Raw genomic sequence first — 13,936 nt, forward strand, 5'->3', positions numbered from 1 at the left:
GAACCGGATCGGCCCCGCCCGCTACAATCGTCGGATGAACGTCCCCATCCCGAACGCCTGGCTCCCGCAGCCGCTGCGCAAGCTCGCCGGCCGCGCGCTGGAAACCGCGCTCAACCACACGCTCTCGCTCGATCCGGACACGCAGCAGAAGCTCGCCGCGCTGGCGGGCCGCAGCATCCAGCTGCATCTGCGCGGACCGGAGCTCGCGCTCAGCGTGATGGTGGAGGGCGAGCGCCTGAAGGTCGGCCCGCCGCAGGACATGAGCCATTTGCGCGTGGCGGCGAGCCCCGGCAGCCTGCTGGCCATGGCGCTGCGCCGCGGCGACGAAGGCGTTTCACCGGGCAAGGTGGAGATCGCCGGCGACGCCGATCTCGCGCGCCGGCTGGAGAAGCTCGCCAGCGCCTTCCAGCCGGATTTCGAGGAGGCCTTCGCGCGCAGCTTCGGCGACGTGCTCGGCGTGCCGCTCGCCCAGGCGATCACCAAGGGTCTGCGGCATGCGCGAGAGGGCGCGCGGCATTTCACCGAAGACGGCGCCGACTGGCTGCGCGACGAAGCACGGCTGACCCCGGCATTGGGCGAAGTGGACGATTTTCTCGACGGCGTGGATGCCCTGCGCGAGCGCGCCGAACGCCTGGAAGCCCGCCTGGCGCGCCTGCGCCAGCGCACGTCGGGGCCGCGCGCATGACGCCGCTCAAGGTATTGCCGGGTGCGCTGCGCGTCGCCTCGGTGCTGCTCGCCTGGCGGCTGGACGAGCTGGTCGACGCGGCGCACCTGTACCGCCCGCTCAAGCTGCTGCGCCCGCTTTTGGCACGCACGCGCCCCGGCGCGCGCGAGCTGCCGCGTGGCGCGCGATTGCGCATGGCGCTGACCGAGCTGGGTCCGATCTTCGTCAAGGCCGGCCAGGTGCTGTCGACCCGGCGCGATCTCATTCCCGCCGACATCGCCGACGAGCTGGCCGAGCTGCAAGACCAGGTGCCGCCGTTCCCCGGCGCCGAGGCGCGCGCCATCGTCGAGCACGAGTTGAAGGCCACGATTGGACGTCTGTACGCCCATTTCGACGAAGTACCGCTCGCTTCCGCATCGATCGCCCAGGTGCACGCTGCCACACTGCACGATGGTGCGGAGGTGGTGGTCAAGGTACTGCGGCCGGGCATCCAGGCGAAGATCGCCCGCGACGTGGCGCTGATGCGCTCGCTGGGCGAACTGGCGCAGCGCTGGCACCCGAACGCCGACAAGATCCGTCCGCTCGATGTCGTCGCCGAGGTCGAGAAGATGCTGGCCAACGAGCTGGACCTGCAGCGCGAAGGCGCCAGCGCCAGCCTGCTCAAGCGCAACTTCGAAAGCGGCGTGGATCTCTACGTGCCCGCCGTCCATTGGGACTTCACCTCCGAACGCGTGCTCACGCTCGAGCGTGTGCATGGCGTCAGCGCGGATGACGTGGCGGCCATCGATGCCGCCGGCATCGACCGCAAGGCGCTGGCCGCCAAGGGCGTGCGGGTGTTCTACGAGCAGGTGTTCCGCGACAACTTCTTCCACGCCGACGCGCACCCGGGAAACATCTGGGTCGACCTGGAACGGCGCGAGGAGCCACGGTTCGTGGCGCTGGACTTCGGCATCATGGGTTCGCTGCCCGAGGCCGACCAGTACTGGCTGGCGCAGAACTTCATCGCCCTGTTCGAACGCGATTACGCGCGGATCGCCCAACTCCACGTGGCCGCCGGCTGGATGCCCGCGACGGTGCGGCTGGACGAGCTGGAGGCGGCGGTGCGCACGGTGTGCGAGCCCTATTTTACCCGCCCGCTGGCGCAGATCTCGCTGGCCGAGGTGGTGGTCAAGCTGTTCCAGACCGCGCGCCGCTTCGAGCTGACGCTGCAGCCGCAGCTGATCCTGTTGCAGAAGACCCTGCTCAACATCGAGGGTGTCGGGCGCATGCTCGATCCCGACATCGACATCTGGGCGGTGGCCCATCCGGTGTTGAAGCGCATCCTGCGCGAGCGCTACAGCGCGCGGCGCACATTGCGCGCGGTGCGCCAGCGGCTGCCCGAATGGCTGCATGCCGCGCCGCAACTGCCTGAACTGGTGCGCGATGCACTGCGCCAGACGGCCAGCGGCGAGCAGCGGCAACTGACCGATCAGGCAGAGCTGGCGCTGCACGCGGAGCTCGCGTTGCGCCGGCGGCGTGCGCTGCTCGGCGGGCTGTTCGGCACGGCGTTGCTCGGCTGCGCCACCCTGCTTTGGATCGCCGGTGGGCCGGACGGCTCCGATTGGGTCGCACTCGGCTGCCTGGCCGCCGCCCTGATTGCCTTCCTGACCAGCGCACGCCGCTGAGCCGAAGCAGGAGGAAAGTTCGCATCGCCGGCGTGCCGTCTGGAAGGCGCACCTGTGCGCGACCGCGTGCCTGGCCGCCCCGAGCGGTCGCGCAAGGCGCGCTCCGGCCGGGTGCATGCGGTTGTTCGAGGCTTCCACACCGGCAGCAAAGCATCACCGACACGTGAGTTCCTGAAGAAACATGCTCGAGATTCTTTACCAGGACGACGCCCTGCTCGCGGTCAACAAGCCCGCGGGTCTGCCCGTGCACCGCTCCAAGCTGATCGGGCCCGCCGACGCCTTCCTGATCGACCTGCTGCGCGAGCAGGTCGGCGGCGAACTGCTCCTCGCCCATCGCCTGGACCGGGCGACCAGCGGCGTGCTGCTGGTCGCCCGCTCGGCCGCCGTGGCCGCGGCGCTGGGCGAACAGTTCATGGAACGCGAGGTGCACAAGCACTACCTGGCGGTGGTGCGCGGCTGGCCCGAACCGGCCGAAGGCGTGGTCGACTATCCGCTGCCCGGCTCGCGCGAGACCGGTCCGCGCCGCGACGCGCGTACGCGCTACCAGCGCCTGGCCACGACCGAAGTGCCGATCGCGCTGGGCCGTTATCCGCAGCAACGCTACGCACTGGTGCTCGCGGAGCCCGAGACCGGGCGCTTCCGCCAGATCCGCAAGCACATGGCACATCTCCACCATCCGGTGATCGGCGATTGCCAGCACGGGCGCAGCGATCACAATCGCCTCTTCAAGCAGCACTTTGGCTGCCATCGCATGCTGCTGCACGCCTGGCGGCTGCATTTCGCGCATCCGCTCAGCGGCGCGCCAATGGCGCTGGAAGCCCCGCTGGACGATGTGTTCCGGGCGATGCTGGAGCGTTTCGGCTGGGGGCTGGCGGGCTGAAGCCCGCGCTACCGGTCATCGCCACCGCCGGGTGGGCTTCAGCCCGCCAACCGCAATCCCCTAAACTGCGCCGATGCTGCAGATCAGCCGCACCCTCGCCCTCCCCGATACCGAGCTGACCGAGCGCTTCCTGCGCGCGGATGGCCCCGGCGGGCAACACGTCAACCGCACCGAGAGCGCGGTGGAGCTGCGTTTCGACGTCGTTTCCTCGCCCTCGCTGCCGGAGCCGGTGCGCGCGCGCCTGCTCTCGCGTCGCGACCGTCGCATGACCGAGGAGGGCGTGCTGGTGATCCAGGCGCGCCGCTTCCGCGAGCAGGCCCGCAACCGCGACGATGCGCGAGAACGGCTCGCCGACATCGTGCGCGGTGCGCTGGTGGCGCCGAAGAAGCGCGTGGCGACCCGCCCCACGCGCGCTTCGAAGGAGCGCCGGCTGGCGGGCAAGCAGCAGCGCGGCAAGCTCAAGCAGAACCGCTCGCGCGACTGGAGCGGCGAATGAGCGAGTCCATCCTGCCGCCGGTGCCGCCCCAGGCGCCGCGGATCGACAGCCGCTTCTGGCCCTGGCTGATGCGGGGACTGTTGCGCCTGTCCGGGTGGCGCCTGCTCGGCGAACTGCCGGACGTCCCGAAGCTGATCATCATCGGCGCGCCGCACTCGTCCTACTGGGACGGCGTGTGGGGGCTGATGATGAAGATCGCGCTGGGCGCGGACATCAAGGTCATGATCAAGCGCGAGGTGCTCGACAGTCCGCTCGGGCTGATCCTGCGTCCGCTGGGCATGATCGGCATCAACCGCAAGGCCGCGCTCAACGTGGTCGGGCAGATGGTGCGCCGCTTCGCCGATCACCCGCGCATGTGGCTGGGCATCACGCCCGAAGGCACGCGCAGGCACGTCGTGCACTGGAAGAGCGGTTTCCTGCGCATCGCGCGCGAGGCCGAGGTGCCGATCCTGCCGGTGTTCCTGGACTATCCCACCAAAACTTTCACCCTGGGCACGCCGCAGTACGCCACCGACGATCCGGAAGCCGACATGGCGCGCATCCGTGCGCTGTTCCGCGGCTACCGTGGCAAGCACCGGAATACCGAAAAAGCCGAGCCGGATCCGGACGTGTAATGGCTGCCCTGGGTATCGCGCACTTCGGTGCTTTCCTGCTCGCCTGCCTGGCGCTCAACCTCACGCCGGGGCTGGACACCTTCTACATCCTTGCCCGCAGCGGGCGCGAAGGACGCGCGGTGGGCTTTGCCGCGGCGCTGGGGATCAACGCCGGCTGCGTGGTGCACACGGCGGCGGCCGTGCTGGGCGTGTCGGCGATCCTGATGACTTCCGCGCTGGCTTTCAGCGTGCTGAAGTACCTGGGCGCGGCCTACCTGGTGTGGATCGGCCTGCGCATGCTCCTCGCGCGCACCACCGCGCGCGCACCCACCACGACCCGTGGCCAGGGCATGGGCGCGGCCTTCCGCCAAGGCATGCTGACCAACGTGCTCAACCCCAAGGTCGCGTTGTTCTACCTGGCGTTCCTGCCCCAGTTCGTCGCGCCGCAGGGCGGCCATCCGCAGCTGGCGCTACTGGTGTTGGGCGTGAGCTTCATCGGCACGGGCCTGAGTTGGTCGTTGGTGCTGGCGCTGCTTGGCGGGCGCATCCACCGGCTGTTGCTGGCCCGCCCGCGCCTGGGCGGTTGGATGGACCGCTTCTGTGGCGCGGTGCTGCTTGGCTTCGGCCTGCGGCTGGCGTTCCAGCGGCAGGCCTGACCATCTAGCGACCCGAGTGACCCGGCTCGTCGTGCTCGCGATGGGTCAGCAGGCCGGGCTTGACCATGTCGACGAACGCGCGCGCCTCCGGGCTCAGGAACTTGCCCTTGCGCATCACCACGCCGTAGCTGCGCTGTGGAAAGAAACGCTTCATGTTGCGCACGGCCAGCCGGGTGCGGTCGGCCTCGGTGATGCAAATGCCGGTGACGATCGAAATTCCCAGGCCTGAGGCGACGTATTCCTTGATCACCTCCCAGCCGCCGACCTCGATCGCCACCTGGTAAGGCACCTGGCGCTGCTGGAACACCAGGTCCACCAGCCGGTAGGTGGACAGCCGTTGCGGCGGCAGGATCAACCCGTAGGGCGATAGATCCTCCAGCGCGATATCCGCTTTGTGCGCCAGCGGATGGTCCAGGGGCGTGATCAGGATCGGGTCGAAATGGCGCAACGGCGCCCAGGCGATGTCGTTGGGCACGTCCAGCATCGAGCCGACCGCGAAGTCGGCCTCGTCCGCGCGCAGCAGCGCCAGCCCGTCGCGTCCGGTGACGTTGGCCAGCTGCAGGTGCACCGCCGGGAACGCCTGGCGGTAGCGGCGCACCAGTTCGGGCAGCAGATACTGGATGGTCGAGGCGCCGGCGGCGATGGTCAGCCGGCCCGCCGTAAGGCCCTTCACGCGCGCCTGGAAATCGCGGTCCAGGTTTTCCCAGCCCTCGATCAGCGGGCGAGCCAGTTCGTACAACGCCTCGCCTGCATCGGTGAGGTTGATGCGTCGGCGCCGCCGTTCCAGCAGCGGCACGCCGAGTTCACGCTCCAGGGCCTGCAATTGCAGGGTGACCGTCGGCTGGGAGAGGAACAGCGACTCGGCCGCGCGGGTGAGTGTCCCCAGCTTGACGATGCTGACAAAGGCGCGCAGCTGCTTGTGGCGATTGCCCTTGTAGTAGTAGCGCTCGGCAGCCTCCGCTGCCTTCTGGTCCGTCGCGGCCGCTTTGTGCGCTCTTGTCCGCTGCGCCTGGCCCGTTCGATTCATGGCAACTTCCCTCCAGAACGATCGCGATAGCGAAGTTTTGCCAGCTAGTTTGAATTTTTCAATACTGAAGATTGAAACATTCGCTTTGTCAAAGGCCTGCATGCAGGCCTAGCTTGGATGGACCCCTCCAAGGAGCTGCATCCATGGCCGTCCCGCAGGAACGACTCGACCCCGGCCCGCTGACCGTCCACGGCGAAACCACCGCCTACGCCAGCCTGCTCACTCCCGATGCGCTGGCCTTCCTGGCCGACCTGCATCGCCGCTTCGACGCCCGCCGGCAGGAACTGCTGGGCGCCCGAGACGAGCGGCAGGCCAAGTGGGACGCCGGTGCCCTGCCCGATTTCCGCGCCGACACCCGCGCCATCCGCGAGGGCAACTGGCAGGTCGCGCCGGTCCCCGCCGCGCTGCGCGATCGCCGTGTGGAAATCACCGGTCCGGTCGAGCGCAAGATGATCATCAACGCGCTCAATTCCGGCGCGAAGGTGTTCATGGCGGACTTCGAAGACTCCTCCACGCCGACCCTGGCCAACCAGCTCGACGGCCAGCAGAACCTGATCGACGCGGTGGCCGGCACCATCGCGTACCGCTCGCCCGACGGTCGCGACTACAAGCTCGGCGCCAACCCGGCGGTGCCGGTGGTTCGTCCGCGCGGCTGGCACCTGCCCGAGCGGCACTTCGAGGTGGATGGCGAGCCGATGGCGGGCGCGCTGGTGGACTTCGGCCTGTTCGCCTTCCACAACGCCCGCGCTCTTCAGGCACGCGACCGCGGCCCGTACTTCTACCTCCCCAAGCTCGAGGCGATGGAAGAAGCCGCGCTTTGGGACGAGGTGATGGCGCATGCCGAAAGCCAGCTCGCCCTGCCGCGCGGCTGCATGAAGGCGACGGTGTTGATCGAAACGCTGCCCGCCGCGTTCCAGATGGACGAAATCCTGCACGCGCTGCGCGAGCGCATCGTCGGCCTCAACTGCGGCCGCTGGGACTACATCTTCTCCTACCTCAAGACACTGCGCGGCCATCACGACCGCCTGCTGCCCGAGCGCGGCCAGGTGCAGATGACCGTACCCTTCCTCAAGGCGTATTCCGAACTGTTGATCAAGACCTGCCATCGGCGCGGCGCGTTCGCGATGGGCGGCATGGCCGCGCAGATCCCGATCAAGGGCGACGACGCGGCGAACGAAGCGGCCCTGGAAAAAGTACGCGCGGACAAGCTGCGCGAGGTGCACGCCGGTCACGATGGCACCTGGGTTGCGCACCCGGCGCTGGTACCGGTGGCGCAGGAAATCTTCGACCGCTACATGCCCGAGCCCAACCAGCTGCACGTCCTGCGCGAGGACGTCCAGGTCACCCGCGACCAACTGCTCGCCCCGGCTTGCGGCACGATCACCCGGGCCGGCTTCGACAACAACGTCGAAGTCGCGTTGCGCTACACCGCCGCCTGGCTCGATGGCCTCGGCTGCGTGCCGATTCACCATTTGATGGAGGACGCGGCCACCGCGGAGATCGCCCGTTCGCAGCTTTGGCAATGGCTGCACTACGCGGGCGACGTGATTTCGGACTGCGTGCCGCTGGAGTTCCCCGACGGCGCGCCGATCGACATGGCGCTGTTCGACCAGGCACTCGCCGCGCACGCGCACCGCCTGCGCGAAAGCACGCATCCGGGCGCCCGTCGCGCCGATGACGCCGCCCGCCTGCTCGGCGAGCTGACCCACGCCGACCAGCTCGGCGCCTTCCTCACCCTTCCCGCCTACGCACAACTGGCCTGACCGCCGCCTTTGTGGGAGCGCGCCTGGGAGCGACCGACGTGTCGGTCGCTCCCGGGTCGCTCCTGCAGGAATCCCTCACGGAGCCTGAGACGATGAAAAGCAATCTCCCGACCGCCGAACAGATCACCCTGGACTGGACCAACAACCCCCGCTGGGCCGGCGTGCGCCGCAACTACAGTGCCGAGGACGTCGTACGCCTGCGCGGCACCGTGCCTATCGAGCATTCGCTGGCCCGCCAAGGCGCCGAGAAGCTCTGGCATTCGCTGCACAAGGAAGACTTCGTCAATGCGCTGGGCGCGCTGACCGGCAACCAGGCGATGCAGCAGGTCAAGGCGGGCCTCAAGGCCATCTATCTCTCCGGTTGGCAGGTGGCCGCGGACGCCAACGTCGCCGGCGAGATGTACCCGGACCAGTCGCTCTACCCGGCCAACTCGGTGCCGCAGGTGGTCAAGCGCATCAACAACGCGCTGCTGCGCGCCGACCAACTGCACCACGCCGAGGGCAGCGACGATATCGACTGGCTTGCGCCGATCGTGGCCGACGCGGAAGCCGGCTTCGGCGGTGTGCTCAATGCCTTCGAGCTGATGAAGGCGATGATCGAAGCCGGTGCCGCCGGCGTGCACTTCGAGGACCAGCTCGCCGCCGTCAAGAAATGCGGACACATGGGCGGCAAGGTTCTGGTGCCCACCCGCGAGGCCATCGACAAGCTCACCGCCGCACGCCTGGCCGCCGACGTCTGCGGCGTGCCGACCCTGCTGGTGGCGCGCACCGACGCCGACGCGGCCGACCTGCTCACCTCCGATGTCGATGACAACGACAAGCCGTTCCTCACCGGCGAGCGCACCGTCGAGGGCTTCTTCCGCGTCAGGCCGGGCCTGGACCAGGCGATCAGCCGCGGGTTGGCCTACGCGCCCTACGCGGACCTGGTCTGGTGCGAGACCAGCAAGCCGAACCTGGACGATGCGCGCCGCTTCGCCGAGGCGATCCGTGGCAAGTATCCGGACAAGCTGCTGGCCTACAACTGCTCGCCCAGCTTCAACTGGCGCAAGAACCTGGACGACGCCACCATTGCGACATTCCAGCGCGAACTCGGCGCGATGGGCTACAAGTTCCAGTTTATCACGCTGGCCGGCTTCCACAGCCTCAACTACGGCATGTTCGAGCTCGCGCACGGCTATGCGCGCCGGCAGATGAGCGCGTTCGTGGACCTGCAGGAAAAGGAATTCGCCGCCGCCGAACGTGGCTTCACCGCAGTCAAGCACCAGCGCGAGGTCGGCACCGGCTACTTCGACCAGGTCACCCAGGCGATCCAGCAGGGGCAATCCTCGACCGTGGCGCTGAAAGGGTCGACCGAGGAAGCGCAGTTCCAGCGCGCGTCGGCGGCCTGAGGCAAGGCTGCCCCCATTGCCTTTCGGGCACCTTCCCCCCGCCAACGGGGGAAGGTGTCGACGGGCGGATGGGGGCGACTCGCCTCAGCCCACCGGTTCCGCCGGCGGCGTCAGCGCAATCGCCAGCCAGCCAGCTTTCGGTTCCAGCAGCCGCTTGGCCGACGCCACCCGCAGGTTGCCCTTTTCATCCACACCGAACAGCAACACCGGCGGGGTGCCGTTGCGCTCGGTGAAGTCACTCCAGCCAAAGGCCGGCGTCAGGCGCGTCGACTTGATCCGCCAACCCGTCGCCAGCAATTCACCAAAGCGCGCGTGCGTCATCTCCTCGCCGAACAGCGGCGGTGCCAGGAGGTTGCCTGCGATGGCCGCGCGATCGGTCGCCTCGTGCGGCGCGAGGTTGCGCAGTCGATACACCTTCTCGCGGCCGAACTCGCGCCGGTAGTGCACGCAGGCCAGCGAGTTGCGCTCGCGGTGGGTCGACAGGGCCAGCAGCCGGCCCAGGCCGGTGAGATCGAGGTTGCGCTCGGCATGCGGCGAGGCTGGATTGCCGAAGAAAGTCGTCAGTCCTTCCATACGCGCCCGTCGGATGCCGTCCCATGCATCGTCCGCCAGCACTACACGGAAACCGGCATCGGCCAACGCCTTGCCGACCGCGCGCGCCACCTCGTCGGCGCCGTAGATCAACACACCACGCGGTTCGGGCTCGGCCACGCCCAGCCAGCGCGCCAGCGGCCGCGCGGTCGCGCTCTGCAGCACTACGGTGCCGATGATCAGGATGAACACCAGCGGCACCATCGCATCGGCGCCGGCCACGCCCAGCTCCTGCAGGCGCAGCGCGAAGAGCGCTGAAACCGACGCGGCGACGATGCCACGCGGCGCCACCCAGGCGATCAGCGCGCGCTCGCGCCAGCTGAGCGAACTGCCCACGCTGGCGAAGACCACCGTGAGCGGTCGCACCAGGAATTGCGCAACCAGGAACACCGCGAGGCCTGCCCCAAGCATGCCCTCCGGCAGCGGCCACTGCAGCCGCGCGGCGAGCAGGATGAACAGGCTGGACACCAGCAGCGTGGTGAGGTTTTCCTTGAAATCGAGAATGTCGTCGATGTGGACGTTGCGGATGTTGCCGAGCGAAATGCCCATGATCGTCACGGCCAGCAGGCCCGATTCGTGCGCGATCGCGTTGGACAGGCTGAAAGCCAGCAGCACCGTCGCCAGCACGCCGAAGTTCTGCAGGTACTCGGGTATCAGTTGCCGCCGCAGCAACCAGGCCAGCGCCCAAGCTGCCAACGCGCCGATGCCGACGCCGCACGCGATGGTGCCCAGGAAGACGCCTACCGTATGTCCCTCCTGATGCGAGACGATGGCTTCGTAGATCAGCACCGCGAACAGTGCACCCAGCGGATCGATCACGATGCCTTCCCAGCGCAGCGTGTTTGCGATGCGCGCGTTGGGACGCAATGTGCGCAGCATGGGCGCGATGACCGTGGGCCCGGTCACGCAGGTCAGTGCGCCGAACAGCAGCGCCACGTCCCAACCCAGGCCCGCGATGAGATGCGCCGCCAGCGCCAGCAGCAACAGGGCCGCGATGGCGCCATAACTGACCAGGCCACGCACGGCGCGGCCGATCCCCGGCAGCTCGTGGAAGCGCAGCGTCATGCTGCCTTCGAACAGGATCAGCGCCACCGCCAGCGAGACCAGTGGGAACAGCAGGCCGCCCAGCATCGCGTCCGGCTGGAAGACGCCGGTCGCGGGGCCCAGCACGATGCCGGCCAGCAACAGGAACAGTATCGCCGGCAGCTTCACCCGCCAGGCGAGCCATTGCGCGAGAAAGCCGATGCCGAGCATGCATGCCAGCATCAGCCCGGGCTGTAGCGTCATCCGCCGTCCTTCGCTTCCGGGTCGCTCATTCTGCCTGAGGGCTCCGGATGATTCGAAAGCGTGGGTACAGCCTTTTCCGAAGAGGCACCGCCAGCGCACCGGCGGCCGCATGGCCTTGCACTCATGGGGGCCCACGTGTGGCGGTGTTCTACAAACCGTCACCGCCTTCGTTCAAACGCGTCTGGCGTACGGCGGGGGAAGTGAAGAGGCCAGCCCCGGTATCGGGCGGGGGGAGGGGGAACCGATACCGGGGCGGCAGGCCGGAGGCATTTAAGTACCGGCGAGTGCAGATATTAATCCGCGCAACCTGGAAGTCAATACCCGCCAGTTCAGAAAATCTAGAAACGCCGGTATTGCAGGGCCTCGGCGAGGTGTGAGCGATCGAGCAGAGCGGCGCCGCCGTCGAGGTCGGCGATCGACCGGGCCACGCGCAGGATGCGGTGATAGGCCCGCGCGGACAGCCCCAGTCGCTCCAGCGCCGCCTCGAACCAGCGCCGCTCGGGCGCGCCCAGCGCGCAATCACGCTCCAGCTCACGCGTATTGATCTCGGAATTGGCACGCCCTGCCCGGACCAGCGCCCGCTCGCGGGCCTGGACCACGCGCCCGCGCACGGTGGCCGAGTCTTCGTCGTACACACTGCGCGGAGCCCCCAACTCGGCGAGCGGCACGCGCGGTACTTCCACACACAGGTCGATGCGGTCCAGCAGCGGACCGGAGATACGCCCTCGGTAGCGCTGGATCTGGTCGGGCGTGCAACGGCAACGTTCGCGGGCGTCGCCCGCATAGCCGCAGGGGCACGGATTCATCGCCGCGACCAACTGGAACTGGGCCGGGAAGGTCGACTGCCGCGCGGCGCGCGATACCAGGATCTGGCCGGATTCCAGCGGCTCGCGCAGCACTTCGAGTACGTGCCGGGTGAACTCGGGCAGTTCGTCGAGAAACAGTACCCCGTTGTGCGCCAGCGATATCTCCCCCGGCCGCGGGTGCGAGCCGCCACCGACCAGCGCCACCGCCGAGGCGGTGTGGTGCGGCGCGCGGAATGGCCGCTGGCGCCAGCGCGTCGGGTCCATACGCTGCCCGGCGACCGACAGCACGGCGCAGGTTTCCAGCGCTTCGCTCTCGCTCAACGGCGGCAGGATGCCGGGCAGGCGCGCGGCCAGCATGGTCTTGCCGGTGCCCGGCGGACCCATCAGCAAAAGGTGGTGGCCGCCCGCAGCGGCAATTTCCAGCGCGCGGCGCGCCTGCAACTGGCCGCGCACGTCGACCAGGTCGGGCACGTCCGGATCGGCTGTCTGCCCATGGTCGGCCGGGCCCGGCAGGGCGAGTTCCTGCGCGTCGCGCAACCAGCCACAGACGTCCGCCAGCGTATCGGCCACCAATACGTCGGCCTCCGGCACCAGCGCGGCCTCGGCGGCATTGGCGCGCGGCACCACTACGCGGCGGCCGCGCGCCCGCGCGCGCAGCAGCGCCGGCAACACGCCGGAGACGCCACGCAGATCACCCGATAACGCCAATTCCCCCAGGAACTCGCACTCGTCCAGCTTTTCGCGTGGCACCTGGCCGCCTGCGGCCAGAATGCCCAGCGCAATGGCCAGGTCGAAGCGGCCGCCGTCCTTGGGCAACTCGGCAGGCGCCAGGTTCACGGTGACCTTGCGGTTGGGGTATTCGAACGCCGCGTTCTGGATCGCTACCCGCACGCGGTCGCGCGCCTCGCGCACCGCAGCTTCCGGGAGGCCGACGATATGTGTGCCCGGCAGACCGCCGGACAGGTGCACCTCGACCATCACCTGCGGTGCGGAAACGCCTTCCTGGGCACGAGTGAGGGTGACGGCCAGGCTCACGGCGCGACCAGCGCGGAGCAGGACGCGGTCGTCCCTGACCGCAACGGCTGGAGAAACACGAATGGCGGGCCCGGCAGACTGGAAACGCCGCGGGCGGGCGCTTGCACGGTCGCGCATGACGCGCACCGGCCGGGCCAGCCGTAAGCGATGGAGTCGCCAGAATGCATGGTGAAACGCGACCCCATCGACGTCAGGCGAAAAAATAACCGCCCCCGATCGCTCTCGGGGTGAGGTGACGGATCGGGGGCGGCTCCCGGGAGCTGGCAGCTAGGGTCCGCGGACGGCGTCCGCCTCCAGTTCGGCGACGCGCCTTTCCAGTTCGTCGACCTTGGCGCGGGTGCGCGCCAACAGTTGGCTCTGGACTTCGAACTCCTCGCGGGTGACCAGCTCGAGGCGACGCAATCCTTGCATCAGGACATCGTGGAAGTTGGTTCGCAAATCCTGCTGCGCCTGTGCCAACCCTGGCGGTACCAGCGACACAAGTCGCAGGGCAATTCGGTCGATTTCCTGCCGATCCATCATGGACGGCGCCTCAAGCGGGTCGGAAGGAAGTCTAGGTAACGTGAAAGGGGGTGCACCATCGGCCGGCTCCGCCAGAGAATGTAGGGATTGTCCTACACGGCCCGCTGGGGCGACAGGCCGGAGGCCGGCAGGCACAATGATGGCGATCTTGGGAAAGTTAGCGAGGGGCATCCATGAAGCTGGTCGTGGCGGTCATCAAGCCGTTCAAACTGGACGACGTACGCGAGGCGCTGGCCGAGGCGGGCGTCCAGGGCATCACGGTGACCGAGGTGAAAGGCTTCGGGCGGCAGAAAGGGCACACCGAACTCTACCGGGGCGCCGAATACGTGGTCGATTTCCTGCCCAAGATCAAGTTGGAAGTAGCCGTGGCCGACGATCAGCTGGAACGGGTGATCGAGGCGATCCAGCAATCGGCGCGCACCGGCAAGATCGGCGACGGCAAGATCTTCGTCAGCCCGCTGGAGCAGGTGATCCGCATCCGCACCGGCGAGCTGGATAACGACGCGCTTTAGCCGCTTCACCCGGGCTTGGGCCCCGCGATGGTCGCAGGCGGGTGGGCTGACC

The 13,936-nt window shown here is 68.5% G+C and carries 13 protein-coding genes; 9 read left to right on the forward strand and 4 right to left on the reverse strand.

Annotation, left to right across the window (positions count from 1 at the left end; genetic code table 11):
• The first annotated feature begins 34 nt into the window (after positions 1 to 34).
• The 6 genes from ACFWZ4_RS11660 (at position 35) to ACFWZ4_RS11685 (ending at position 4,953) form a co-directional block, all read left to right on the forward strand.
• Positions 35 to 685, forward strand: a complete 651-nt coding sequence (locus ACFWZ4_RS11660) for a ubiquinone biosynthesis accessory factor UbiJ (RefSeq protein ID WP_439704842.1) — start codon at positions 35 to 37, stop codon at positions 683 to 685.
• Positions 682 to 2,328 (forward strand): ubiquinone biosynthesis regulatory protein kinase UbiB, encoded by a 1,647-nt coding sequence (ubiB, locus tag ACFWZ4_RS11665; protein ID WP_439704843.1) that lies wholly within the window; start codon positions 682 to 684, stop codon positions 2,326 to 2,328. Before ACFWZ4_RS11660 ends, ubiB begins: the two co-directional genes overlap by 4 nt.
• Positions 2,329 to 2,509: 181 nt before the next feature.
• Positions 2,510 to 3,208 (forward strand): pseudouridine synthase, encoded by a 699-nt coding sequence (locus ACFWZ4_RS11670; protein WP_439704844.1) that lies wholly within the window; start codon positions 2,510 to 2,512, stop codon positions 3,206 to 3,208.
• 73 nt (positions 3,209 to 3,281) lie between these two features.
• Positions 3,282 to 3,704, forward strand: a complete 423-nt coding sequence (arfB, locus tag ACFWZ4_RS11675; protein ID WP_439704845.1) for an alternative ribosome rescue aminoacyl-tRNA hydrolase ArfB — start codon at positions 3,282 to 3,284, stop codon at positions 3,702 to 3,704.
• Positions 3,701 to 4,318, forward strand: coding sequence for a 1-acyl-sn-glycerol-3-phosphate acyltransferase (locus tag ACFWZ4_RS11680; RefSeq protein WP_439704846.1), 618 nt, complete (start codon positions 3,701 to 3,703; stop codon positions 4,316 to 4,318). The genes arfB and ACFWZ4_RS11680 overlap by 4 nt, the downstream gene beginning before the upstream one ends.
• Positions 4,318 to 4,953: a LysE family translocator gene (locus ACFWZ4_RS11685; protein ID WP_439704847.1), complete on the forward strand. Its 636-nt coding sequence runs from the start codon at positions 4,318 to 4,320 to the stop codon at positions 4,951 to 4,953. The genes ACFWZ4_RS11680 and ACFWZ4_RS11685 overlap by 1 nt, the downstream gene beginning before the upstream one ends.
• Before the next feature lie 4 nt (positions 4,954 to 4,957).
• On the opposite strand, the gene ACFWZ4_RS11690 is transcribed toward ACFWZ4_RS11685, so the two are convergent.
• Positions 4,958 to 5,980, reverse strand: a complete 1,023-nt coding sequence (locus ACFWZ4_RS11690) for a LysR family transcriptional regulator (protein ID WP_439704848.1) — start codon at positions 5,978 to 5,980, stop codon at positions 4,958 to 4,960.
• A gap of 143 nt (positions 5,981 to 6,123) precedes the next feature.
• On the opposite strand from ACFWZ4_RS11690, the gene aceB reads away from it, so the two are divergent.
• Together aceB and aceA are read left to right on the forward strand one after the other, a co-directional pair.
• Positions 6,124 to 7,743 carry a malate synthase A gene (gene aceB, locus ACFWZ4_RS11695; protein ID WP_439704849.1) on the forward strand — a complete coding sequence of 540 codons (1,620 nt, stop codon included), beginning with the start codon at positions 6,124 to 6,126 and terminating at the stop codon, positions 7,741 to 7,743.
• A gap of 92 nt (positions 7,744 to 7,835) precedes the next feature.
• Positions 7,836 to 9,131 (forward strand): isocitrate lyase, encoded by a 1,296-nt coding sequence (aceA, locus tag ACFWZ4_RS11700; RefSeq protein ID WP_439704850.1) that lies wholly within the window; start codon positions 7,836 to 7,838, stop codon positions 9,129 to 9,131.
• Positions 9,132 to 9,215: 84 nt separating this feature from the next.
• On the opposite strand, the gene ACFWZ4_RS11705 is transcribed toward aceA, so the two are convergent.
• From ACFWZ4_RS11705 to ACFWZ4_RS11715, 3 genes are all read right to left on the reverse strand, one after another.
• Positions 9,216 to 11,009 (reverse strand): cation:proton antiporter, encoded by a 1,794-nt coding sequence (locus ACFWZ4_RS11705; RefSeq protein WP_439704851.1) that lies wholly within the window; start codon positions 11,007 to 11,009, stop codon positions 9,216 to 9,218.
• Between the two features lie 338 nt (positions 11,010 to 11,347).
• On the reverse strand, positions 11,348 to 12,850 hold the full coding sequence (locus tag ACFWZ4_RS11710) for a YifB family Mg chelatase-like AAA ATPase (RefSeq protein WP_439704852.1): 1,503 nt from the start codon (positions 12,848 to 12,850) through the stop codon (positions 11,348 to 11,350).
• Positions 12,851 to 13,117: 267 nt separating this feature from the next.
• Positions 13,118 to 13,372, reverse strand: a complete 255-nt coding sequence (locus tag ACFWZ4_RS11715; protein WP_439704853.1) for an accessory factor UbiK family protein — start codon at positions 13,370 to 13,372, stop codon at positions 13,118 to 13,120.
• A gap of 173 nt (positions 13,373 to 13,545) precedes the next feature.
• On the opposite strand from ACFWZ4_RS11715, the gene glnK reads away from it, so the two are divergent.
• A complete protein-coding gene (gene glnK / locus ACFWZ4_RS11720; protein ID WP_231322133.1) occupies positions 13,546 to 13,884 on the forward strand; it encodes a P-II family nitrogen regulator in 339 nt (112 codons plus the stop codon).
• The last annotated feature ends 52 nt before the right edge of the window (positions 13,885 to 13,936 follow it).

This window comes from Frateuria sp. GZRe12 (genome assembly GCF_051900535.1).
In the GTDB taxonomy this organism is placed as follows: Bacteria; Pseudomonadota; Gammaproteobacteria; order Xanthomonadales; family Rhodanobacteraceae; genus Frateuria_A.

Excerpts from the sequence above, each read along its gene's own strand:
- glnK (WP_231322133.1), top strand. The coding sequence starts at position 13,546 with ATGAAGCTGGTCGTGGCGGTCATCAAGCCGTTCAAACTGGACGACGTA.
- ACFWZ4_RS11670 (WP_439704844.1), top strand. The coding sequence starts at position 2,510 with ATGCTCGAGATTCTTTACCAGGACGACGCCCTGCTCGCGGTCAACAAG.
- ACFWZ4_RS11685 (WP_439704847.1), top strand. The coding sequence starts at position 4,318 with ATGGCTGCCCTGGGTATCGCGCACTTCGGTGCTTTCCTGCTCGCCTGC.
- aceB (WP_439704849.1), top strand. The coding sequence starts at position 6,124 with ATGGCCGTCCCGCAGGAACGACTCGACCCCGGCCCGCTGACCGTCCAC.
- ubiB (WP_439704843.1), top strand. The coding sequence starts at position 682 with ATGACGCCGCTCAAGGTATTGCCGGGTGCGCTGCGCGTCGCCTCGGTG.
- ACFWZ4_RS11660 (WP_439704842.1), top strand. The coding sequence starts at position 35 with ATGAACGTCCCCATCCCGAACGCCTGGCTCCCGCAGCCGCTGCGCAAG.
- ACFWZ4_RS11690 (WP_439704848.1), bottom strand. The coding sequence starts at position 5,980 with ATGAATCGAACGGGCCAGGCGCAGCGGACAAGAGCGCACAAAGCGGCC.
- ACFWZ4_RS11705 (WP_439704851.1), bottom strand. The coding sequence starts at position 11,009 with ATGACGCTACAGCCCGGGCTGATGCTGGCATGCATGCTCGGCATCGGC.
- ACFWZ4_RS11715 (WP_439704853.1), bottom strand. The coding sequence starts at position 13,372 with ATGATGGATCGGCAGGAAATCGACCGAATTGCCCTGCGACTTGTGTCG.
- ACFWZ4_RS11680 (WP_439704846.1), top strand. The coding sequence starts at position 3,701 with ATGAGCGAGTCCATCCTGCCGCCGGTGCCGCCCCAGGCGCCGCGGATC.
- arfB (WP_439704845.1), top strand. The coding sequence starts at position 3,282 with ATGCTGCAGATCAGCCGCACCCTCGCCCTCCCCGATACCGAGCTGACC.
- aceA (WP_439704850.1), top strand. The coding sequence starts at position 7,836 with ATGAAAAGCAATCTCCCGACCGCCGAACAGATCACCCTGGACTGGACC.